We start from the raw sequence: 22976 nt of genomic DNA on the forward strand, positions 1-22976 counted from the left end.
GTTCCACGATTAAAACAAACAATTCCACATTTATGCAAGCTATTTTAGGAGTCTTCTTTCATTTCGTCGGAGGGTTCGCCTCCGGCAGCTTTTATATCCCTTTCAAGAAAGTAAAGAACTGGGCATGGGAAAGCTACTGGATCGTCGGTGGTTTCTTTTCCTGGCTGATCGTACCTTTCCTCGCCGCCTGGCTGACTGTTCCCAACTTCCTGAGCATTATCACAGCAACGGATAGCACCACGCTATTCTGGACTTACTTTATGGGCATATTATGGGGTATCGGCGGATTGACCTTCGGACTCGCTATGCGCTACCTGGGTATGTCACTGGGAATGTCAGTAGCACTGGGCTATACATCTGCCTTTGGATCACTGATCCCGCCAATTTACAGAGACCTGTTCACCAACGATACCTCCACCACATTTACTGCCATGATCCAGAGCCAGGGCGGTCTGCTTGTACTGGCGGGCGTTGTGGTTTGTCTGCTGGGTATTGCTATCTGTGGTGCTGCTGGTGTGATGAAAGAAAGAGAATTGTCAGATGATCAGAAGAAGGAAAGTATACAGGAGTTCAATCTGCGCAAGGGCCTGATCGTGGCCACTGTCTCCGGCATCCTGAGTGCGTGCTTCAACTTCGGTATCGAGGCGGGTAAACCTATGGCCGCCATCGCAGTAGAACAGGGCAGCAATCCCTTATTTCAGAACAATGTCATCTTCGTGGTACTGTTGTGGGGCGGCCTCACAACTAACCTCTTATGGTGCCTGCTCCTCAACGCAAAGAATAAAACGTTCGGAGACTATACAAATAAAAACACGCCGTTACTGGGCAACTATATTTTCGCTGCCCTGGCAGGCACTACCTGGTTCTTCCAGTTCTTCTTCTACGGTATGGGTGAAAGTAAGCTGGGAAATGGTGCCAGCTCATGGATACTCCACATGGCATTTATCATCATGATATCCAGCCTGTGGGGTATTACGCTGAGAGAATGGAAAGGGGTAAGCCGGAAGACTTTCGCTACAATAGTTGCCGGTGTAGCAACCATCATGCTATCCGTGATGTTGGTAGGATATGGCAACTCGATTTAACAATATAAGCGCATCGTTGTAATTCAATTTAAATAAGATAATATGTCGGTTTCTTCCTTAACAAACTTTAAACATGTAAGCTATCTCTGGGATGAGCAGAAAGCCGCTGAACTGGCGGGTGATGAAGTAGCATTGCTGATCTACCGTTCAAATTTGCTGGGAGCTGACCTACGGCTCACCAATTATGGTGGTGGCAATACTTCCTGCAAAGTGATGGCCAAAGATCCGCTTACTGGTAAACAAACGGAAGTCATGTGGGTAAAAGGTTCCGGGGGAGATCTCGGAACATTGAAACGTAGCGGACTGGCTGCGTTGTATGTAGACAGACTGCATAGCCTGGAGAATATCTACAGAGGTATTGCGCATGAAGATGAGATGGTGGAATTGTTCAATCACTGCATCTTCGATCTGAGCTCAAAAGCCCCTTCAATTGATACACCATTACACGGTTTCCTGCCGTTCAAACACATTGATCACCTGCATCCGGATGCAGCTATTGCAATTGCTGCCGCAAAGGATGGTAAACGTATCACGCAGGAACTGTTTGGAGGTACCATCGGTTGGGTACCCTGGCAGCGCCCTGGGTTTGATCTGGGTTTACAACTCAGACAATGTCTGCAGGATAATCCGGGTATCAGAGGTATTATGTTAGGCTCACATGGTTTGTTCACCTGGGGAGATACCGCATATGAAAGCTATATCAATACACTCGAGGTAATTGAGCGTTGTGCCGCTTACCTGGAAGATCATTATGGTAAAAAAGGGCCAATATTCGGTGGCGCCCGTATCACTTCTCCCGCGCCGGAAGTCCGTAAGAAACAGGCCGCTGCACTGGCGCCTGTGCTGCGCGGTCTGTGTGCTGCTCATACCCGCATGGTTGGTCATTTTACTGATGATCCGCGTGTGCTGGAATTTATTAATTCCAAAGATCTGGAAAGGCTGGCGCCATTAGGCACCAGTTGCCCTGACCACTTCCTGCGTACAAAGATCAGTCCATTGGTATTGCCGTTAGAGCCGCAGGCTTCACTGGACGATGCTGCAGCCGTTAAACAGCAACTGGAGCCATTATTTGCGGCTTACCGGGAGATGTATACCGACTATTACAACACCTGCCGGCATCCGAATAGTCCGGCGTTACGCGATCCTAATCCGGTAGTGATCCTCTATCCGGGTATTGGTATGTTCACCTTCTCAAAAGATAAACAAACGGCCAGGGTAGCGGCAGAGTTTTATACCAATGCGATCAATGTCATGAAAGGTGCGGAAGCGATCTCTGAATATACGGCATTGCCCAGACAGGAAGCGTTTGATATTGAGTACTGGTTGCTCGAAGAGGCGAAACTGCAACGTATGCCAAAGCCGAAAGCATTATCCGGCCGCATCGCCCTGATCACCGGTAGTGCGGGTGGTATTGGTAAAGCCATCGCTAAGAAATTTGCGGATGAAGGTGCAGTAGTCGTGATCAATGATAATGATGCCGGCCGTCTGCAATCTGCAAAAGAAGAATTTGCAAAACAATATGGTAATGATGTATTCACTACTGCCATTCTCGATGTGACAAAAAGCGCCGATATACAGGCTGCCTACGATACAGCCAGCCTGGCTTTCGGTGGCGTGGACATGGTGGTGAACTGTGCCGGTCTTTCGATATCGAAACCGTTGGAAGCGCATACGGAGAAAGACTGGGACCTGCTGTACGATGTGCTGGTAAAGGGCCAGTTCCTCGTGACACAGGCAGGCGTGGAAGTGATGCGTAAACAGGACCTGGGGGGAGATGTCATTAACATCGTCAGCAAAAATGCCCTGATGAGTGGTCCGAACAATGCGGGCTATGGTTCTGCGAAAGCAGCACAGTTACACCTGAGCCGCCTGAATGCAGCGGAACTGGGTAAAGACGGTATCCGGGTGAACGTTGTTAATCCGGATGCGGTAATTGCAGATAGCAAAATATGGGAAGGCGACTGGGCTGCCGGCCGTGCGAAAGCTTACGGTGTCTCTGTAGAAGAATTACCTGGCTACTATGCCAAACGTACCCTGCTGAACCAGGTGATATTACCGGAAGATATCGCCAATGCCTGTTTCGCGGTAACCGGAGGATTACTTGGTAAGTCTACCGGCAACGTGATCAATGTAGACGGTGGGGTTGCTGCCGCCTTCGTAAGATAATGACATAAGTTGTTCAGTACATACCCCTAATCATTGAGACAACACATGCCGCTGGCTCCTGCCGGTAAGGCATGTGTTGACAATGATGGGCAAGATGCTGCCACTTAGCAAAACTTTTCCTAATTTACTTAAGACCCAAACCACCCGTTATGAATATAGAAAAATTCCAGATCGCTGCTTTCAACGATTCCCACATACAGGCGCATGCGCGCAACTTTGAGCATATTGCGGAAAATGTTTCTGACATCCAGGATATTATCCAGAAGCTGCAGGATTTTCAGGTAGCGATCCCGAGCTGGGCGCTGGGTACGGGCGGCACGCGTTTCGGCCGTTTTTCCGGTGGTGGAGAGCCCCGTAATATCGAAGAAAAGATCACAGACGTTGGTTTGCTGCACGCCCTCAACAGGAGCAGCGGCGCTATTTCTCTGCATATTCCCTGGGATATCCCCGAGAATGCTGCCAGCATCAGGGCATTGGCTGCACAGCATGACATTCGTTTTGATGCGGTGAACTCCAATACTTTCCAGGACCAGCCAGACCAGCAGTTCAGCTATAAATACGGATCCCTGCATCACACTGATAAAGGTGTGCGCAGACAGGCCGTGGAACACAATATAGAGGTGATCAGATACGGTGTGGAACTGGGCTCCAGTGCCCTTAGCCTGTGGCTGGCAGACGGCTCCTGTTTTCCCGGTCAGCTGAATTTCAGAGGCGCATTCAAACGGACACTGGACAGTCTGCAGGAGATTTATGCCGCCCTGCCTGATGCCTGGAAACTCTTTATCGAATACAAAGCGTTTGAACCTAATTTCTACTCTACCACGATTGGCGACTGGGGGCAGTCCCTGTTGTTCGCCAATAAACTCGGCCCCAAAGCATTTACTCTTGTTGACCTGGGGCACCACCTGCCAAATGCCAATATCGAGCAGATCGTCTCCTTATTGCTTATGGAAGGTAAACTGGCCGGATTCCATTTCAATGATTCAAAATACGGGGATGATGACTTAACGGTAGGCAGCATCAATCCTTATCAGCTTTTCCTGATCTTCAATGAACTGGTAGAAGGCATGGATGCCCGCGGCATGAACCATGCAACGGACCTCGGCTGGATGATAGACGCCTCGCATAATGTGAAAGACCCGCTGGAAGACCTGCTGCAATCTGTAGAAGCGATCATGATCGCTTATGCACAGGCACTACTGGTAGATACCAAAGCATTACAGGCCGCACAGTTGAATAATGATGCCGTAGCTGCACAGGAGATCCTGCAGGCAGCCTACCGTACGGATGTTCGTCCGTTGGTGGCACAGGCACGCTTACTATCAGGAGGTGTTTTACAACCAGTGGCGTTCTACCGTGAGCATAAGGTAAGAGAAGGACTGATAAAAGAGAGAGGGCTTAAAACCGTAGCCACAGGACTTTAAACAATCTGGAATTAAAGCCGCCATTTATAGGTATCCAGCTTTGTAAATGCTGGTTTTATTCTAATGAGCATACACAATTCATAATTGCTGCTTCTTAGCCAGTGGTCCGTCTTTTCATACAGCCCAATTCTTAATTTCTAATTCCTGATTATTCATGCGTTGCATTGCCGTACTTGATATTGGTAAGACGAATAAGAAGATCTTCCTCATTGATGAACACTACCGCATCGTCAGGGAGAGTGGCACCACTTTCCCGGAAACAACCGATGAAGACGGCGATCCGTGTGAGAATATTACGCTGCTGACCGCCTGGGTAAAGGAAAGCCTCTGCGAGCTGGTGCGGCTCCCGGAATACACGGTCGTCGCCATTAATTTCAGTACTTACGGCGCCAGTATGGTCTATCTGGATGAAGAAGGACAGGTACTGGCGCCCCTTTATAACTACCTGAAGCCATATCCCGCAGGCATGCAGGAGCAGCTGTGCGAAGGTAGCGGCGGACTGGAACAGGTGTGTAGTGATACCGCCTCTCCGGCATTAGGCAGTCTGAACGCCGGATTACAGTTATATCGGATCAAACAGACCCGACCTGCCCTTTTTGAAAAGATACGCTATGCCCTGCATCTGCCGCAGTATGTCAGCTTCCTCGTAACAGGCCAGCCGCTGGCCGATATCACCAGTATCGGATGCCATACCATGTTGTGGGACTTTGCCAGGCAGCGGTACCATGAGTGGGTCGTGAGAGAAGGACTGGCAGATAAGTTTGCCGCAGTATTTCCTGGTAACCGCGTACTGCCGGCGTCCATTGCCGGAAAAAATTATATGGCAGGTGTCGGATTGCACGACAGTTCAGCAGCACTGATACCTTACCTGTCGAGCTTTTCAGCGCCCTTTGCGCTGATCTCCACCGGTACCTGGTGTATCACCCTTAACCCCTTCAATGATAGTCCTTTAACACCGGCCGAACTGGCGTCAGACTGCCTCTGTTACCTTACATATGAAAATCGACCGGTGAAGGCGGCAAGACTCTTCGCCGGCAATGAACATGAGCAGCAGGTCAAAAGGCTGGCAGAATATTATCAAACACCGGTAAATTACTACCAGCAAGTCGTATTTGACCCCGCTATATTTGCTCAATTGCTCGTGGTATCTCCGCAACAGGAAACGCCCGTACCTGGTATGGGACTGTTGCAGGCTTCCCGCTTTGCAGAAAGGTCAATGACGGACTTTGCCAGCTATGAGATCGCTTACCACCGTTTGATGATGGATATTATGGAACAGCAACAGTTTTCTGCATCGCTGGTGATAACAGGCACACCGGTAAAGCGGATCTTTGTAGACGGTGGCTTCAGCAGGAATACGGTATATATGCATCTGCTGGCGGCAGCTTTCCCTCACATGGAAGTGTACGCCGCCTCTGTAGCCCAGGCTACCGCAGTAGGCGCCGCTCTCGCTATACACCGGCACTGGAATACGCAACCGTTACCAGCCGATCTCGTAGAGATGAGACATTACAGCCACGGCTCGATTTATATTTGAACAAGATGAAAGTAGGACTATTCATACCATGTTACATTGATCAGTTTTATCCGCAGGTAGGTATCGCCACGCTATCACTACTGGAGAAACTGGGATGTGAGGTGGTATACCCGCAGGGTCAGACCTGCTGTGGTCAACCCATGGCCAATTCAGGATTTGAACACCTGACCTCCGGATGTAACACGCTCTTCGTAGATCATTTTCAGGATTTTGATTACATCGTAGGACCCTCCGGCAGTTGTGTATTGCATATCAAAGATCATCTGCATGTACATGGCCGCGAGGACAAGGCTACGCATATCCGTCAGCGTATTTATGAGCTGTCAGAGTTCCTGACCGATGTGCTCAAAGTGGAACACCTGCAGGCCAGATTTCCGCATAGGGTGGGTATTCACCAGAGCTGCCACGGTCAGCGCGGATTAGGTATTTCCCAGATGAGTGAACTGGTGGCCGCTCCGTTCTCCAAGCCGCAGCAGCTGCTGAAGATGGTAGAAGGACTGGAACTGGTAGAGCTGAAACGAACGGATGAATGTTGCGGTTTTGGCGGTACCTTCTGTGTCTTTGAAGAAGCAGTATCCGTGAAAATGGGTAAAGACCGTATTGCAGATCACGTTAATAATGGCGCAGAATATATCACCGGAAACGATGTCAGTTGCCTGATGCACCTGGAAGGGATCTTGAAACGGCAGCAGAGCAATGTGAAAGTATTGCACATCGCAGAAATATTAAACGCCAGCATAAACTAATTAAGTAGGAATTAGCATTAGGAATTGGTAAGTCGTCAGATGGAAGCAGACTTTAGACAATCTACATGGTCGCATGCTATTCATCAATTTGATGACGCTCTCTACGCTATTCCTGATTCCTGATTCCCGATTCCCAATTCCTAATTTTTTCGAATGGAACATAAACATCAGGAACACGCCGCTCTTGCAGATACCTTTAACGCCAACGAACCCCGCGTGAACTGGCATGACGAAACCCTCTGGTGGGTACGTCAGAAACGCGACCGTATGGCCTGGAGTCTTCCGGAGTGGGAGGAACTGAGAGAAGCGGCTTCCCGTATCAAGCATAATGTGCTGGGTAACCTGCATGACTATCTGCTGGAGTTTGAAAAGAACGCTGTGGCCAATGGTGCAGTGGTGCACTGGGCGGCAGATGCAGCCGAACATAACAAGATCGTACTGCAGCTGTTACAGGAGCAGGGCGTGAAACGGATGGTGAAGAGCAAATCCATGCTAACCGAAGAATGTCATCTGAATCCTTACCTGGCAGAACATGGTATTGAAGTGGTGGACACCGACCTGGGCGAGCGTATCGTACAGCTGGCCAAGGAACCTCCCAGTCATATCGTGCTGCCCTGTATCCATAAAAAGAAAGAGGAGATAGGAGAGCTGTTCCATGAACATCTTGGCACGCCTGCGGGTAACGCCGATCCCAAATTCCTTACCGCGGCTGCCCGCCAGCACCTGAGAAAAGAGTTTATCCAGTCAAGGGTGGCGATCACCGGTGTGAATTTCGCGGTAGCAGAGACAGGTGAGATGGTAGTTTGTACCAACGAAGGGAATGCCGATATGGGTGCACATCTGGCAGATGTACACATTGCCTGTATGGGACTCGAAAAGATCATCCCGCAGCGTAAACACCTCGGGGTATTCCTGCGTCTCCTGGCGAGAAGTGCTACGGGGCAACCCATTACCACTTACAGCAGCCATTTCCGCAAACCTAAAGCCGGACAACAGTTACATATTGTACTCGTAGATAACGGTCGTAGCCGTCAGCTGGGCAGGGAAGATTTCCGCAACTCACTGAAATGTATCCGTTGCGGGGCCTGTATGAATACCTGTCCTGTATACCGCCGGAGCGGAGGCCATAGCTATCATAATGCTATCGCAGGACCTATCGGCTCTATCCTGGCGCCTAACCTGGACATGAAGGAATATGCCGATCTCCCTTTTGCTTCAACCTTATGTGGCTCCTGCTCAAATGTATGTCCGGTAAAGATCGACATCCATCAGCAGCTCTATAAATGGCGGCAGGTGATCACCAAGGAAGGATATACCGGGAAAACCAAGGCTGCCGGTATGCATGCCATGAATATAGTCTTGTCTAAACCAGGATTGTATAAAACTGCTGGTGGTGTAGGCCGCTGGGTCATGCGTACTTTCCCTGCTGTGGTGAATAATGGCATGAATCCCTGGTACAAACAGCGCGAAATGCCTGCGCCTCCGAAAGACTCATTTGCCGACTGGTACAAGAAGAACAGGAAGTAACCGTTCATCAGGGCGTCATTCCAAATTGATCATTTTTTAATTACACTTATGTCACGCGAAGCGATACTCGCCGCTATAAAGAATAATCAGCCTGCATACCAGGAATTACCTGACCTGTCTGGCTTCAGCCATGCAGGCGCAGGAGATCCTGCCGCTTTTAAAAAAGTGGTGGAGTCCCTCGGCGGACAGGTATTCGAGATTGCTTCATTCACAGAAATACAACCGCTGGTAGCGGAACATTATACCGACCTGAGTAAGGTAGTGGCCATTGAGGATGCGTATCTTCCGGGTGCAGCTACCGGCTGGCAGACAGGCGACGGCCGTCAGCTGGAACAGGTGGACCTGGCTATCATTCCCGGGCAGCTGGGCGTCGCTGAGAACGGGGCTATCTGGGTGACGGAAAAGGAGATGGAAGTAAGAGTACTGCCATTCATTACCCAGCACCTGGCCCTGGTGATCAGCAAAGATGCGATCCTGCCTACAATGCACGATGCCTATGCGCGTATCGGAGGACCGGAGAACGGTTTCGGTGCATTCATTGCTGGTCCGTCAAAAACAGCCGACATTGAGCAGTCGCTGGTCCTCGGTGCGCATGGCGCAAAGAGCCTGACTGTCTTTATCATCGGATAACCCATTATTCCATGTTATGAAGATCGCTTTTAAAATGCAGCTCAAACCAGGCTGCAAAGAAGAGTACCGTAAGCGCCACGATACCATATGGCCCGAACTGAGCGTATTGCTGAAAGACAATGGCGTCAGCGACTATACCATCTTCCTCGACGAAGAAACAAACACCCTGTTTGGCGTGCAGCAACAGGCAGGGGGACGGTCATCGCAGGATCTGGGTGCCTTGCCTGTTGTGCAACGCTGGTGGGCCTATATGGCCGACCTGATGGAGACCAATGAAGACAATTCACCGGTGACGAAACCGTTGGTACAGGTATTTCATATGGACTGATCATCTCCTTTCCAGTATAAACTGGATATCGTCTATCACATCACCTTCCCGCTTGGCGCTGATATGGATATCATAAGCTGCCTGCTGTGGTTTCATCTTCAGTTTCTTCATCTGTGCCGGGTCAGGCTGAATAACATAATCGCCCGGCGGTAGTCCCATATAGTTGAAATACCCGTCCGATTCCGTCAGGATACATTTTACCAGCGTACTGTCTGATTTATAAATGCAGATCTTAATACCCGACTGCTCCTTCAGCAGGGTATCTTCCCGCAAACGTACCGTACCTGCCACTTCTCCCATTACAGATACGGGTACATCTACACGGCGCAGCTGATTCGGCTCTATGGTGACGCGTATGGTGGGTTTGCTGATCTGCCAGGATACACTCTCAAAGCCTTTGGATTCCAGTTCGAACAGGTACGCGGCGTAAGGCTCCATATCCATGATGCAGATGCTGGTATCCTTGAGATTACGCATCATTCTGCCGCCGTTATATTTTAACTGCAGGCCTTCCACTCTGGGCTCTCCTTTATCAAACCGTTCATTGTTGTTGAGGTCGAGGAATGGCACAAATACAATACCTCCTGAGCCAACGCTGGAGCGGTGATATGCACCGGAATAACCCGAATTCCCATCATGGATGATACTGCCTCTGGCTGATTCCACCAGTGTGGTCAGGTTGTTATTGCGCCACAGCGAAAAGCCGATCTGTGCAAAGGAAAAATCATAGCGCAGCCCTATGCCATAGTTAGTGATATTGTTACGGTAGTTCTTCTCATAGGAGACGTTCAGATAGCCGTTCTTAAAGAGATATTTTCCTGCCTCTGCACGTACCGCCATGAAGCGCTGACTGTTGTAATCATATTGTACCTGTGGCGTGAACAGGATATTGCCGGGCACCCGGAATGTCAGGGCCAGATTGCTGTATACAAACGGGTCCTCGTCTTTCATAAAGATCGCGTAGGTGGACAGACTGGTTCCGATCCTGTACACTGCACCTGATACCAGCCATTCTGTAGTCGTATAATGGGATCCGGGCAGGATGATCTGGTCGACGGTGAACCGGTTGAAGACAGAGAAATTCTTCGAAGTGAACGGTTTGGATATAACCGCTTTCCGTTCCTCCAGCCAGTTATAGATGATGGCCGTCTGTCCTTTTTTAAACTTCGAATAACTTAGTTCTGCCTGCCAGTTGTTCTGGCTGCGGTAACTCAGGATGCCTCTTCCCCTGACACCATAGGTGTATTCCCCCGAGAACAGCAGGTTGGCTACAAGGCGGATGGAGGTCGTCACGAAGGGCAGCGTATTGGCCTTTCTGATGGACGAGAGGTACTCAACGCCTGCGCCGACGGTAATGGTATTGGTGATGCCGTAGCTGGCCTGAATACGGCCTAATTTGCTGTTTACAGAGTCTTCTGCCACACCTGCACTGGCGGTGTACTCAAATTCACGGGCGGGCAGGAAATTGAAAGGAATATTGATGTTCTCTTCGAGGAATCGCTCCTCCCCCCACGGACCGTAGAATCGCAGCCTGATCTGTGAATTTCCGTATACCAGCGGTACCTGGAAGGTATAAAAACCAGCGGCATCAGCTACGGTATAATCAACCAGGGCATTATTGATATAGAGCTCCACTGTCCACCCGGGATCTGTAAAGTTACTGAGGGTGTAGGTGCCATAGGAACGACGGTATGTAGTTGGGGCATTGGTGACCTGTACACCAACCACCGGCGCATACAGCGAGGAGATGGTAGGGGTGAAGATCTTACCGGCAACCACCTGTCGCAGCCACTTTCTGTCATTGTTAACGAACCGTAACCGGTAGTACTGCTGCCGCTGATCGAAAGGACGGATGATACTACTGTCAGGATGTATTGCTTTTAACTGCTGCCGCGCATAGTTGTTGTAGTTCAGTGATACGGTAGCTTCCCCTCCGGCAAACGTACCTCCCATGGTCAGGTTCAGCCAGGTGTCATTGACACTCTGTAAACGCTGGGTAGATACGACCGACCAGTCTGCCATACCGAATTTGAACAACTTTTTGCTTCGTCCGATGGTCGTGTCAGCAACAATATTCCCCTTCAGTTTATTCAGGTTGCGATAAATGAGCTGTTGCCGCATCTCCCGGATGGCAGGTAACTCTACCTTGGAACTTACCTTAACAGATAAGCTCCGGAAACTGAACTGACAGTCCAGGTTAAACACGCTGGTGAAATAGTCTGTACGCAGGTAAAGCCCTGTTTCCATTTTCACCAGGTCGTCAGGCTTTACGTTGAAGACTTTATCCCGGAAGCGGATCACGTTATTCTTTTTATCGATCAGGAACCCGGCATCCTGGGTGATGAAGAAACCGGATAACGAGTCCAGTGTTTCCGACGTCATATTACGGATCTTCAGAAAGTTGAATACATCCGTAATCGAGAGATAGGCAATTTCATCTTTCACCACAGCAGGTATCTCAGCACCGCCTAAGCCCTGCAATATCACCATGATGGAAGTTTCGTCATATTTGGGGTCTTCGTCATTATCACCTTCTTTGTCTTTTGCATACATGGGGAGTGCACACGCTGCCAGCAGCAGTATACAGACTGCTTTGCCGCAATGCCGCAACAATGGAATAATATGGATAGTAATGCCTGTCATTAGCGTTTTATTCCTGTATAAATGTGACCGAAAACACGCCGCTGTAATTGCCCGCCGGATTCGCCGGTGGCGGCCCTACGGTAAGTGTACCTCCGATGCGCACAATCGTGCGTGCAGGGGTGGTTGCTGTTGCTATAAAAGGGGAGCCTGTACTGGACGTTCCAATATGTAAGGCTAAAGTGCCACCGTTGCTGCCGGTGAGCGTAACATCCGGTCCGTTCAGGATGGAGACCAGTGTACCGGGATTTGCATCTACTTCAAATATGGCCGGTGAGAACGGAAAACCGAGATTCGCCTGTACGATACTACCCGTCACGGAGCGGGATCCGTCAGGAAAGATGGTGACCGTTCCCCCGGTAACACCCTGGAAGAATGCGCCGAAGATCAATCCCTGTGCGGGATTAACATACACTGATATCGGCCTGGGGGGCTGTTCCTGACCGTATAACACGGCCGGGGTCAGTAGCAGTCCGATACAGAATAGACGATATATACGCTTGATTACTTTCATCAGATAATTATTGGTTCGCAATGAAGACTTTCTTCGACACCTGTTGTCTGTTCGCCGAGAACGTCACGATATAAATGCCGCCAGTATAATGTGATCCCAGCAAGTAGCGGCCGTTGCCGGTAAAGTCTTTCCGTAGTAATACCTGTCCGGATACGTTGCTGACGGTGATCGTACATTTTTCTCCCGGCACCTTGTCAAACTGTCCATACAAACTGTTACCCACAGCAAACGCATGGTAGTTCATATTTCCGTCAGCCGGGGTGTTATCCTCACCTTCTCTTAGTACCAGGAAGAAACGGTCATCAAAACTGCCTTTACGCAGGAACAGTCGGTAGGGAGTCGACTGCTGCAGATCATGTGTCACATTTGCTTCCCTGTCATACAGGTAAAAATGCCTGTTTAATGGCATACGTTCGATCACCGGAAGTGTAAAGCTTACATAGCCTTCTCTTTCCGTCGTGATGCCCAGTGGTATCATCTCAGTACTGTCTATATCGTTCGGCCATGCAGCAATGGACTGGCGCTGCGTACCCGCCATGACATAGAGGTTGGGTATAAATTCATCTGTGTTGAAAAGTTTCAGCGCATCAATATCTACTTCAAATGCTCTCGCATAACTGTTGTCAAAGTAGATCACCGCCGGGTCAGCAGGGTACCCTTCATCTGTATAACCAGCACTTATGCGCAGCAGTGGTTCTGTCAGGGGGCGTTCCCTGTGAAAATTAGGTGCCAGGTTGTTCACCCTGGCAGCATTGGTCACGCGGAGTAAACCAGATACCGGGTAGGCGCCATCGCTGACATGTACGAAGAATCCCTGCATCGCGGGGATGATATTATTTGCTATACCATCACTGGAAACCCCGTTGATATAAGAGGCGTAGGTACCTGTATATTGATTAGTGCTACCCGCGTTGAAGAAGTAGATGGCATTGTCAATATTGGTCCGCGTCCAGGCACTCGTAGCATCCCAGTCGACAGGAGAGGGGTATGGATTGCCTACCAGGTTGAACCCTTTGGTATACGGCTGGTTATTGTTGGTCAGCGTAGGAGCGGTGATCGTACCATTATTCACGGTGCCGGTCATGTCTATGACAACAGGGGAGGTGCTCGTACCCAGATTCCCTGCATATCCCAGCATAGGTGTCAGAATATTAGATGTGGCCGTGTAGGACACCCAGCCCGAAGAAGTACGGTTTTCTACATACCGGTAGAATCTCGGGAAGGTTGCACTCAGGTTAATATCATTGGAAAACTCATCCACTGTGGCTGCATTGAACGGAGAACTCAGATAAGTATATCCGAAACCGGTCGGACGATAACGCTGAATCTTTACGCTGCCCGTTACAGCGCCATTACCACTGCCGTCAATAAGTGCCGTACGTGTGGCAGTTGATAATAGTGTGAGGAACGTAGAGGTGGAGAATGCTCCTGTGCTGGCTTTCAGTACGCCAGAGATGTTCAGTGTACCGAGCAGTGATACGCCGAACGTATTGTTCGTTGTCAGATTGAGTATCGTATTACCTGCAAATACATTCGCAGGAATGGCCTGCGCAGCGGTTGTACTGGTCATTTCAATGGTGCCATTGCTGGCGGTGAATGTGCCGCTGTTGGTGATGGCTCCGTATATCTGCATGGTACCACCGTTCACCGTGACAGCAGCACCACTTTGTATGATCAGGTTGTTCGTCACAGCGGTACCTGTAGTGATCAGCGGATAATTGGTCAGACCAGTTGGAATGGTCGCATTTGTAGTACTGATAGGTACAATGTTGTTTGACCAGTTCCCATCCAGGAACCAGTTCACATTTACCGCCCCTGTCCAGGTATTGTCGATGATAGATTCTCCTACCGCCAGTGCTACATTAAGATTTGTAATACCGGTAGCAATGATGGAAGTTGGGAGCGGCGTATTAGATGCCGGCGCGCTCCAGGTAGTCCCGTTATATGCGCCTGCTTTGAAATTGGCCGTATTGGAACCGGCATCTACATCTGCGGCATTCCAGTTCAGTGTAACGGATGCACTGGTAAAGGCCAGTCCTGTATTGGCAAACGTCCAATACCTGTTGACACTTTTATTCGGATTCAGATTGGAAGTAGCAATATTGGGATGGTCAGGCGTAGCAACCGTCGTCAGTATACTACCGGATGTGGTGACATTGGGAATCGTGATCACAGCGGGCGTGTAGTAAGATACACCTCCTACTTCAAACGTGCGTGTGGCACTGCCGGTAGGAAATGCTTTTTGGAGTCGGCCAACCACCCAGCCGGTAGACTGTGAAGCCCCGGTAACAGTACCTGTCGCCGGCTGTATCAGGGCGAATGTGTTGCCGGTTGTTATCTTGCCCCGCAAGAAGTTCAGTACACTGTTGATCGTCACATTCGAACCGAGTGTAATACCATTCGTCAGTTTATTTACCGTCAGGTTATTGAAAGCACCAGTAGAAGTGATCGTCTGCGTGCCGGCACCATTGAAGTAAACAGTCGCTCCTGTATTATTGTAGGTGCCACTTGTCATTGTCCAGTTGCCACCAATTGTGTCAGTAAAGCTGCCCTGTACAAAGGTGCCGTTAGACAGGGTAAAGTCATTTAATATTTTCAGTATCGCGGATGCAGTTTTGCTGCCGGAAGTGGAGATCACCAGGTTACCGTAAGGAGTAACTGCTGATACAGCCTGCGTACTACCGCCGTATTCAACTGTACTGAATGTGTCCACCGTGTATGACGTAAAGGTCGGTAAGGTTTGTGTACCCCTGAGGATCAGTCGTGCATTGTCTTCTATGGCCAGTGAGCTGGCCGCGGTCGCAGTAATGGCGAAGCCGGCGGCATCAAATATGCCCGTATTGACCGTGATATCGTCCACTGCAGTAATGGCTTTTGCAAGGAAGACTGTTACACCTGCGTCCTTTTGGATAGTCACCTGAGACAGGTTAAATGAAGCCGCAGCACCCGAGATATTACCAGCCACGCTACCCACCATGGTCAGGGTACCCACTGTGCCATCATAGGTGCCGTTATTGGTAAAATTACGGGCCACGTTATAGTCAGAGATTGCCGTTGTGGATCCGGTGATGGTAAGGTCGTAGAATGTGGTGCCGGGACTACCTGTTAATTGCGCATCTGCGGCGGTCATGACAAAGGTGGAGGTGCCGCCGTTCAGCGTACCGTTGCTTTCCACGTCACCGGCTACCGTATAGGTGTAGCTGCCCGCATTGAAGATGGCATTATTGGCAATCATGAAGTCGCCGTTAACAGGCCAGTTAGCGGAAGGGGTGACGCCGCTGGTGTTCGTGATCAGTACGTTGCCCAGTGCGGTTGGTGCACCCACGACACTGATGGCGCCGGTCCCACCGAATAATAAAGTACCCGTGCTGGTAAATGCTGTACCGCTTAGTCTGATCGTTTGTGCTGCGGAAGGAAGAAAGTTCATGGTTCCGCTACTGGTAACAGTGCCATTGTTGGTAAAAGATCCAAAGATGTTATGTGTGGAAGGACCTCCGTTGAACGTGGCGCCGTTAGCTATGTTAAAGGCAATGCCCACATTCCATCCTACGCTGGCGGTAACGCCCCCCGTATTATTGATGTTCAGTGTGGCATACGTAGGTGTACTGGTCGAGTTGAGCACCGGTGGAATGGTGCCGTTGAAATTGATAACGCCACTGGAATTAGATACCAGTGCATTGACAAACCGGATCGTTTGCTGTGCCGTTCCGGTGAAAGTCGTAACACCATTGCTGGTGAGTGAACCATTATTGGTCAGATCTCCATTTATAGTAGCGGTGCCGCTGCCCCCGTTAAAGGAACCGCCAGTCGCGATCGTCAGCAAAGTGTTGTACGTAATATTACTGCCACTCACCACGTAGCTACCATATGCAGTGAGACGGTTGAAAGTAGTATTACCGTTGATGGTTTTGTTCGCCCCGTTCAACGTAACGGTGCTGGTCGCAGGTGCAAAGGTGCCGCTGTTATTCCAGTTGCCAAACAGGTTGATGGTGTAGGTTGCGCCATTGAGCGTCGCACCGCTGTTGATCGTGATGTCTCCATTCACAATGGAGGTCGCAGCCAGTGTTTTGGTTCCGCCGTTACTGAATATCAGGTTACCATAAGAGATACCCGCTACCGACTGCGCAACACTGCCATTATAGTTGGTCGTACTGGTACTGCCCAGGGTATTGGTGGAATAACCACCAGGGAAGTTGCTGGTGCCACCTGCAAGCAACGTAGCACCATTCGCCAGCGTAAATGTACCCCCTGCTGACGCTCTGGAAGCGGTAAAAGTAGAAAGGTTCAATGTCCCACTGTTAACAGATAGATTTCCATTGATAGGGCAATTGCCTGTCAGCGTAACCGATCCACCAGTGTTACTTACAATAAGATTATTAAAAGTGGTAGCAGCTACCGTTTGTGTACCTGTACCATTTAATGTTACCGTACCACCGGAAGAGGAGAATGTACCACTGTTATTCCAGTTGCCGCCAACTGTTAATCCGACTACGCCACTGTTCAGAATAGCGCCCGGCGATATGTTTACGTCACCTGTTACGTTCGTCGCTCCGTTCATCGTCATAGAGCCTCCGGTGACGCTCAGGGTACCTGCGGCACTGGCAGCACTGCTAAGTAAAGCGTCGCCCGCACTTTTGCCGATCAGGAGATTGTAATAGGAGAGCCCTGCAATATTCTGTGCGCCACTACCATTGTAGTTGACCGTACCCGTACCGGGTGTGAATGTGCCATTTGTATAGTTGTAGTTACTACCGATGTTCAGTCTGCCTGCACCGGAGAATACGACATTGGCCCCGCCTGATTGTGTAAGGGAACCGCCTACAGTAACCGTGCCTGCGCCTATATTCAGGTTAATAGCATGTGCGGCTGTACCATCACTTAAAGGCAGGTCGCCATTGACGGTAAGCGTCTGAGCGCCTACGTTGATGTTATGCGTCACATTCGCGGACCATTTACCCGCTATATTACCCTGTGTGGTCAGTGAACCACCGGAAGCAACTGTCAGATTAACTGCCTGCACACTACCGAGGGAGATCGCTTTTACAGATGCAGTGGTGCTGATAGTTGGTTGATTGGTGAAGGCGATCGTACCTATTTCAGCGACATCATTTACACCTGGCGGGCGGGAAGGAGACCCCTGCAGGACGGTCCAGTTATTGGCATTGGACCAGTCGCTGCTGACTGAACCATTCCAGCGTACCACATTGGAATTATCTGATAATGTCCAGCGGCCGTTGATCGCTAATTGCCCGCTGATTTCAACATAATTGTCCGTCGTGTTATTCCCTGATTTACCAACAGCCCCCCAGCCGGCCCCACTGTTATACCAGAGTCCCATCGTGGATTCATTGTTACCATTCAGTTCTCCGTCTTCATAGTGAAGTCTCACGGTAGTAAGCCCAAGCGTAAGGCCGGTATTGATCGTATATACGCGGTTGATAGCACTTCCCTGCGGGAAATCACCGATAGGGCCGATGGCCACAGATACAGTGATTGATCCCGTCAAAGGAAGCCCCAGAATAGATAACGAGTTATTGGGACTTTCAAACGCATAGGTCCCGCCCAGTCCGAACGATTGGGTACGCCGGATATTTCCCAGGATAACACCTGGACCGGTCCTGTCTACTGTCATGTTCACGACGTTGGTACCTGTGTTCATGGTACCAACGGTCATGTTGATGGTTGCGGCATTCACATCATTGTTCAGGTTCACCTGTGTGGACTGCGCGCCTTTATTGAGTGTGAGTATGTTAAAGGTGGTGACACCTGTGATCGTAGAGATATTACTGCCAATGAATGCGAACGTACTGGTAGCAGCATTAAAAGTACCATTGTTGGTAAAGTCCAGCAGTACCTGGTGCGTAAAACTGCCTGCATTAAAAGTTGTGCCGGATGCCAGCGTAAAATAGCTGGAAGTGATGGCGCCGGCAGCCGTTTTCGCGGACCCGCCGGAGAGTAATAGTCTGTTGTAGGTGAGGGCGTTAATAGTCTGTGCAGCAGTACCGTTGAAGTTAACCGTATTGGGTGTAGTGGAGGTGACATTTAAAGTACCCGCAGTAACAGTGAAAGTATTGGCAATGCCCAGCACGGCATTGGTAGACAATTGCAGGGATGTACCATTCAAAGCTACATTAAAAAGATTAGCGGTACCATTGAGGGTGCTGGTACCCGCGAATGTAGCGGTACCGGCAGTCGCAGAAAAGGACCCGCTGACATCCAGTGTCGTGCTGACGGAGAAGGGGACCGCTGTTGTGACAGTACCCGGTATGATCAGTGAGCCGAATGCGATCGTACCCGCTCCTGAAATGGTCTTGCTGGCGCCCTGCATAGAGATGGTGCCACCTGTACCGGTAAGCGTGCCACTAACAACGAGGTTACCTGTCAGTATCACGCTGCTCGTTGTACTCATACTTCCTGAAACCGTGAGGTTATCAAGTGTAATACTAGCCCCTGTAATAGTTTTCGTGGCCCCTGTCATGGTCACTGTTCCCCCCGGTGCATGTGTGAATGCGCCCGGACCTGTCGTGGCAAAGTTACCCACAATCGTAATAGAAGCGGTAGCGGCAGCTGAGATATTAGTGGCTGTGACGTTCAGGTTATTGAATCCGTGTGTACCGGTACCACTGATGCTGGTGCCGGGACCGTTCATATTGACAGTACCGGTGCCTCCGGCAAAGGTGCCGGTATTCACCCAGTTACCGCTGATATCTATAGTGAAGCTTCCACCGTTGAAGGTAGTGCCGGTATTAATAGTCGTATTACCCGAGATAACGATATTAGCCGCCGCGGTGAACGTAACTGATGTGCCGGCACCCGGTGTACTGGTGAGGTTACCGGCTACGGTAAATGCGGTAGCAGGCATGGTCTTCACGACGGCGCCGCTGCTACTGGAAAGGGTCAGGTTACCGTAGGTCTCTGCTGATACATTCTGCGCCAGACCGTTGTATTCAACAGTGCTTGAAAGCGCAAATGAACGGGTGACAAAGTTGGCCGGCATGGTACCTGTCCCTCCGATCCGCAGGGTGGCGCCATTCGCAATAGAGATGGTGCCACCGGCAACAGTTGTACCCCTGTTGGCTGTGAAGGAGGAAAGATCCAGTATACCGGCATTTACCACGATCATTCCGGCTGCGCTGGTACTCGAGTTCATGGCATTGAGATTACCGGCAAGTGTCTTCACGAGCGCCCCGCTGATGCGCAATGTCGAATAGGTCAGGTCATTACGCACCGTTTGATTACTGAGGCTGGCGCTGTATTCCACCGTGCTGCCTGCACTCAGTGTAGTAGTGCCTGTGAGTGCATAGTTGGTGGCAAAAGTAGCGCCCTTCACATGTAGCACGCCTGTAGCTGTTACGCTGAGCGTGCCTGCACCGGAGATCAGGGTGGTGGTGCTTTCGGAGGGGAGAAGGGTACCGCTGACTGACAACGCAATCGTGACCGCAAAACTGGCTGCTGGTGTTACAGTGGCGCCGGCACTGATCGTCAGGCGTCTGAAAGAGATACCGCTACCATTAATACTCTGCGTAATACCTGCCCCTGCCATAGTGATACGCGATGAATTGCTGGTGGCTGTGTAGGTGCCGTTATTGATAAAGTCGCCTTTTACAGTGACAGTGACCCCTCTGTGGGAAATCGTACAGCCGCTTCCAATCGTGAGCGTGCCGGATACAGTCAGTCCCTTGGAGACGGTCAGTACGGGGTTCTTCGCGCTGGTGACAAGTGTAAGCGTCCGGCATGCGGCAGTAACAGAACTGATAGTGGGCTGAAAGGAACCTGTGAACGAAGCATCTCCGATGACAGCATCAACAGATGCTGTCGGAATACCCGCCGTCCAGTTGTTGGCATCATTCCATGTAGTGCTAACAGTGCCTTTCCAGCTTGTCTGGCACCATACCGTAACCGGCAGACTAAGTAACAGGATGAGGAGTGTAAAACAAACAGGGGTAAATTTGCTGTCAGTATTCATGCGTTTTGGTTAATGTTCTGCGATTACGCGTTACGCAGGCCGGAATAATACTATCAGTGATCAGTGTAGCTGTAATTCTGTTTGTGCTATCGGTTCGGGTGCAGCATCTTTTGATTGTGGGGTATAGGAGATCCGTAGTTTTCCATTATGGTAGTCGATACCCGGTTTTTTATCCAGTTCCATGTGAAATTGTCTGAATGATGTAGGGGTGTAAACCGCCAGTCCTCTCACATTCGCCACATTCGTGATCTTACCTTTTTCAGATACATACTCAACATTGATGTCCCCATACACAGAGTGATTCCCCGAACGGCGTACCACCATCTTCAGCGAGGCGGGTGCATTTTCAGGGGCATCCAGGGCGACGTCAGTCAGGTTCACCTTTATATCAGGAGTACCGGTCCTGATGATCACAGGTATACTGATACCAAATACGGGTGTAAGGGTGACAGATATGCTGGTCGAGTCTTTCAGTTTTGGGGCCTCACCCTGTATCCTTGTATCTGGTACTGCTCTGAAATAAATGTGCGAACGGTATTCGCCAGGTTGCAGTTGCCCGGTTTTCACCAGCTGCACTTTCACCAGTTGTGCCTCACCAGGGGCGAGTGTTACACTTCTTGGAAAGAGACGGAGAAAGCCACTGGCGAACAATTGTCCCGAATCAGGTTCCGTGATCTTTTCAAAAGTGCCATTGTTGTTCATGCGGATTTCGATAACAGAGATCAGATACCTGGCAGTGTCCTGTCCGGTATTGGCAAGATTAAGTTCCTGTATTTTCTTTTGCCCGTCAAAGATGACCCTCATAGGTGTGATCAGCAGATTGCCCTGTGCGAATGTGTTAAACGGGAGTAAGAGTGGAATGAATTTCAGTAAATGGATGATGCGCATAAACAATGTTGAAAAAATGAATGCCCAATAAGGCCCTTCCGGCCGTTCTCATACCGGGAGGGCCTTTGGGTGAAGTCAGCCTGATCTTAGTTGTAGTTCACAGTAACGTCGAAAGGCGTACCTGAAACATACACACCGGCAGGCTGGCCGGCACTTACATTAAGGGTAGCTCCTACATTCAATACCTGAGAACCACCTGTCAGTGTGCCAGTACCTGAAGGATCACTGGTAAACGCAGTAACGGTCATGGTATTGGCACCACTGGTGATCGTCAGCGGAGTAGTAGGCAGTGTGATCGTGTACGTATAACCGGTTGTACCAGCTACCGTAAATGAAGCGGCCGTTACTGTTCCTGCAGTTGTCGGTAATGTTACGCCGCCTGTACGCGTACGTGTGCCGGCAGGGGTCAGTACCACTGTACCTGCCGTTGTAGACTGTACGGCCACATTGCCGAAGTTCATATCAACGTCTTTCGTGATACTGATAGGCGTGACAATCGTCGCCGTCACCGTTGCCGATGCCGTCTCCTGTGCCCGCACTGTTGTTGTTGCTGCGCATGCTAATGCAAACGAAGCAACGAAAAGCAGTCGTGTTCTTTTCATTTGTACTTTTTTAGATTATAAATAGTAAATATGTTAGTGCATGATATGTCATTACGCCGATTGAGTGAGACGAGGTTAAAGGAAATGGACCTGTGCTTCCCGGCACAGGATACTTATTGCATTTAGATTGACAGGTCTACCGTTATAGCGGTGGATTAATTGAAATCTTAACGAATATAGAAAAAAAGGCAGTCATTAATTCTTTCATGCATGACTTTTTTTGACTGCGGTAAGGGCAGCGTTAATAACGTTCTGTCCCGTCTGGTAAACAATTCTGCTACAGTTCCTGTTAGATGGAATGGTATCCCCCCCGGTTGTCAGAAGTGCCCCGCTAGGTTGTCCTGTTTACACCTTCAGATCATGAGATCGTATCAATAATTTAGCAGGATCAATCCGCTTTTTATCATGTAAAACTGGTATGATATGACCAACGAGCCTACCATTGAACATCGGGATGAACAACCTTACGTAGCTATCCGGACAAGAGTAAAAATGTCCGATATTCCGGCTGTACTACCTCCACTGGTGCCACAGATCATTCACTGGCTTGACCAGCATCACGTAGTACAGGCAGGTCCTGTGTTTTTCCGCTATCTCTTATTTGATCATGAAGATCATCTCCTGGTAGATGTAGGGGTGCCTACGCAGCTACCCCTACAGGTGCATGGCAGGGTTGTAGCCGGCTCGTTTCCGGCAGCCAGTTATGTGACAGTGACCTATAAGGGCGATTACCGTCACCTGAAAGATGTACACATGGGACTGGAATCCTGGATGAAGGAGAAGGGACTCCGGGAGGGTACTCAGCATGTAGAAGGTGCTGAGTACGCCGCGCGGACAGAATTCTATATTACAGATCCGGACGAGGTGAAAGATCCGCAGGAGTGGCGGACGGATGTGACGATCTTACTAGCGGAGAAGTGATA

At 50.0% G+C, this 22976-nt stretch carries 14 protein-coding genes; 9 read left to right on the top strand and 5 right to left on the bottom strand.

Annotation, left to right across the window (positions count from 1 at the left end; genetic code table 11):
- Positions 1-32 precede the first annotated feature (32 nt).
- From rhaT to rhaM, 8 genes are all read left to right on the top strand, one after another.
- Positions 33-1085: an L-rhamnose/proton symporter RhaT gene (gene rhaT, locus GWR21_RS00420; RefSeq protein ID WP_162329814.1), complete on the top strand. Its 1053-nt coding sequence runs from the start codon at positions 33-35 to the stop codon at positions 1083-1085.
- A gap of 42 nt (positions 1086-1127) precedes the next feature.
- The gene (locus GWR21_RS00425) at positions 1128-3251 is read left to right on the top strand and encodes a bifunctional aldolase/short-chain dehydrogenase (RefSeq protein WP_162329815.1); all 2124 of its coding nucleotides are present in this window, start codon (positions 1128-1130) and stop codon (positions 3249-3251) included.
- Between the two features lie 149 nt (positions 3252-3400).
- Positions 3401-4675, top strand: coding sequence for a TIM barrel protein (locus GWR21_RS00430; RefSeq protein WP_162329816.1), 1275 nt, complete (start codon positions 3401-3403; stop codon positions 4673-4675).
- Between the two features lie 154 nt (positions 4676-4829).
- Positions 4830-6212: an FGGY-family carbohydrate kinase gene (locus tag GWR21_RS00435; protein WP_162329817.1), complete on the top strand. Its 1383-nt coding sequence runs from the start codon at positions 4830-4832 to the stop codon at positions 6210-6212.
- 5 nt (positions 6213-6217) lie between these two features.
- Positions 6218-6958, top strand: coding sequence for a (Fe-S)-binding protein (locus GWR21_RS00440; protein ID WP_162329818.1), 741 nt, complete (start codon positions 6218-6220; stop codon positions 6956-6958).
- Between the two features lie 153 nt (positions 6959-7111).
- Positions 7112-8485 (top strand): lactate utilization protein B, encoded by a 1374-nt coding sequence (locus GWR21_RS00445; protein WP_162329819.1) that lies wholly within the window; start codon positions 7112-7114, stop codon positions 8483-8485.
- A gap of 48 nt (positions 8486-8533) precedes the next feature.
- Positions 8534-9115, top strand: a complete 582-nt coding sequence (locus tag GWR21_RS00450; RefSeq protein WP_162329820.1) for a LutC/YkgG family protein — start codon at positions 8534-8536, stop codon at positions 9113-9115.
- 16 nt (positions 9116-9131) lie between these two features.
- Positions 9132-9443 (top strand): L-rhamnose mutarotase, encoded by a 312-nt coding sequence (gene rhaM / locus GWR21_RS00455; RefSeq protein ID WP_162329821.1) that lies wholly within the window; start codon positions 9132-9134, stop codon positions 9441-9443.
- On the opposite strand, the gene GWR21_RS00460 is transcribed toward rhaM, so the two are convergent.
- From GWR21_RS00460 to GWR21_RS00480, 5 genes are all read right to left on the bottom strand, one after another.
- Positions 9444-12086, bottom strand: a complete 2643-nt coding sequence (locus GWR21_RS00460) for a hypothetical protein (RefSeq protein WP_162329822.1) — start codon at positions 12084-12086, stop codon at positions 9444-9446.
- A gap of 7 nt (positions 12087-12093) precedes the next feature.
- On the bottom strand, positions 12094-12597 hold the full coding sequence (locus GWR21_RS00465; RefSeq protein WP_162329823.1) for a DUF4402 domain-containing protein: 504 nt from the start codon (positions 12595-12597) through the stop codon (positions 12094-12096).
- Positions 12598-12604: 7 nt separating this feature from the next.
- Entirely contained in the window at positions 12605-20563 is a 7959-nt protein-coding gene (locus GWR21_RS00470; protein ID WP_162329824.1) for a hypothetical protein, read from the bottom strand.
- Between the two features lie 60 nt (positions 20564-20623).
- The gene (locus tag GWR21_RS00475; RefSeq protein ID WP_162329825.1) at positions 20624-21451 is read right to left on the bottom strand and encodes a fimbrial biogenesis chaperone; all 828 of its coding nucleotides are present in this window, start codon (positions 21449-21451) and stop codon (positions 20624-20626) included.
- An 86-nt stretch (positions 21452-21537) separates the two neighbouring features.
- Positions 21538-22053: a DUF4402 domain-containing protein gene (locus GWR21_RS00480; RefSeq protein ID WP_162329826.1), complete on the bottom strand. Its 516-nt coding sequence runs from the start codon at positions 22051-22053 to the stop codon at positions 21538-21540.
- Positions 22054-22476: 423 nt separating this feature from the next.
- On the opposite strand from GWR21_RS00480, the gene GWR21_RS00485 reads away from it, so the two are divergent.
- Positions 22477-22974 carry a GyrI-like domain-containing protein gene (locus GWR21_RS00485; RefSeq protein WP_162329827.1) on the top strand — a complete coding sequence of 166 codons (498 nt, stop codon included), beginning with the start codon at positions 22477-22479 and terminating at the stop codon, positions 22972-22974.
- Positions 22975-22976 lie beyond the last annotated feature (2 nt).

Origin of the sequence: Chitinophaga agri (genome assembly GCF_010093065.1) — a bacterium.
Classification (GTDB): Bacteria; Bacteroidota; Bacteroidia; order Chitinophagales; family Chitinophagaceae; genus Chitinophaga; species Chitinophaga agri.

Bases quoted from the DNA above. Each gene is read 5' to 3' on its own strand.
- rhaT (WP_162329814.1), top strand. From the start codon at position 33: ATGCAAGCTATTTTAGGAGTCTTCTTTCATTTCGTCGGAGGGTTCGCC.
- GWR21_RS00425 (WP_162329815.1), top strand. From the start codon at position 1,128: ATGTCGGTTTCTTCCTTAACAAACTTTAAACATGTAAGCTATCTCTGG.
- GWR21_RS00430 (WP_162329816.1), top strand. From the start codon at position 3,401: ATGAATATAGAAAAATTCCAGATCGCTGCTTTCAACGATTCCCACATA.
- GWR21_RS00435 (WP_162329817.1), top strand. From the start codon at position 4,830: ATGCGTTGCATTGCCGTACTTGATATTGGTAAGACGAATAAGAAGATC.
- GWR21_RS00440 (WP_162329818.1), top strand. From the start codon at position 6,218: ATGAAAGTAGGACTATTCATACCATGTTACATTGATCAGTTTTATCCG.
- GWR21_RS00445 (WP_162329819.1), top strand. From the start codon at position 7,112: ATGGAACATAAACATCAGGAACACGCCGCTCTTGCAGATACCTTTAAC.
- GWR21_RS00450 (WP_162329820.1), top strand. From the start codon at position 8,534: ATGTCACGCGAAGCGATACTCGCCGCTATAAAGAATAATCAGCCTGCA.
- rhaM (WP_162329821.1), top strand. From the start codon at position 9,132: ATGAAGATCGCTTTTAAAATGCAGCTCAAACCAGGCTGCAAAGAAGAG.
- GWR21_RS00460 (WP_162329822.1), bottom strand. From the start codon at position 12,086: ATGACAGGCATTACTATCCATATTATTCCATTGTTGCGGCATTGCGGC.
- GWR21_RS00465 (WP_162329823.1), bottom strand. From the start codon at position 12,597: ATGAAAGTAATCAAGCGTATATATCGTCTATTCTGTATCGGACTGCTA.
- GWR21_RS00470 (WP_162329824.1), bottom strand. From the start codon at position 20,563: ATGAATACTGACAGCAAATTTACCCCTGTTTGTTTTACACTCCTCATC.
- GWR21_RS00475 (WP_162329825.1), bottom strand. From the start codon at position 21,451: ATGCGCATCATCCATTTACTGAAATTCATTCCACTCTTACTCCCGTTT.
- GWR21_RS00480 (WP_162329826.1), bottom strand. From the start codon at position 22,053: ATGAAAAGAACACGACTGCTTTTCGTTGCTTCGTTTGCATTAGCATGC.
- GWR21_RS00485 (WP_162329827.1), top strand. From the start codon at position 22,477: ATGACCAACGAGCCTACCATTGAACATCGGGATGAACAACCTTACGTA.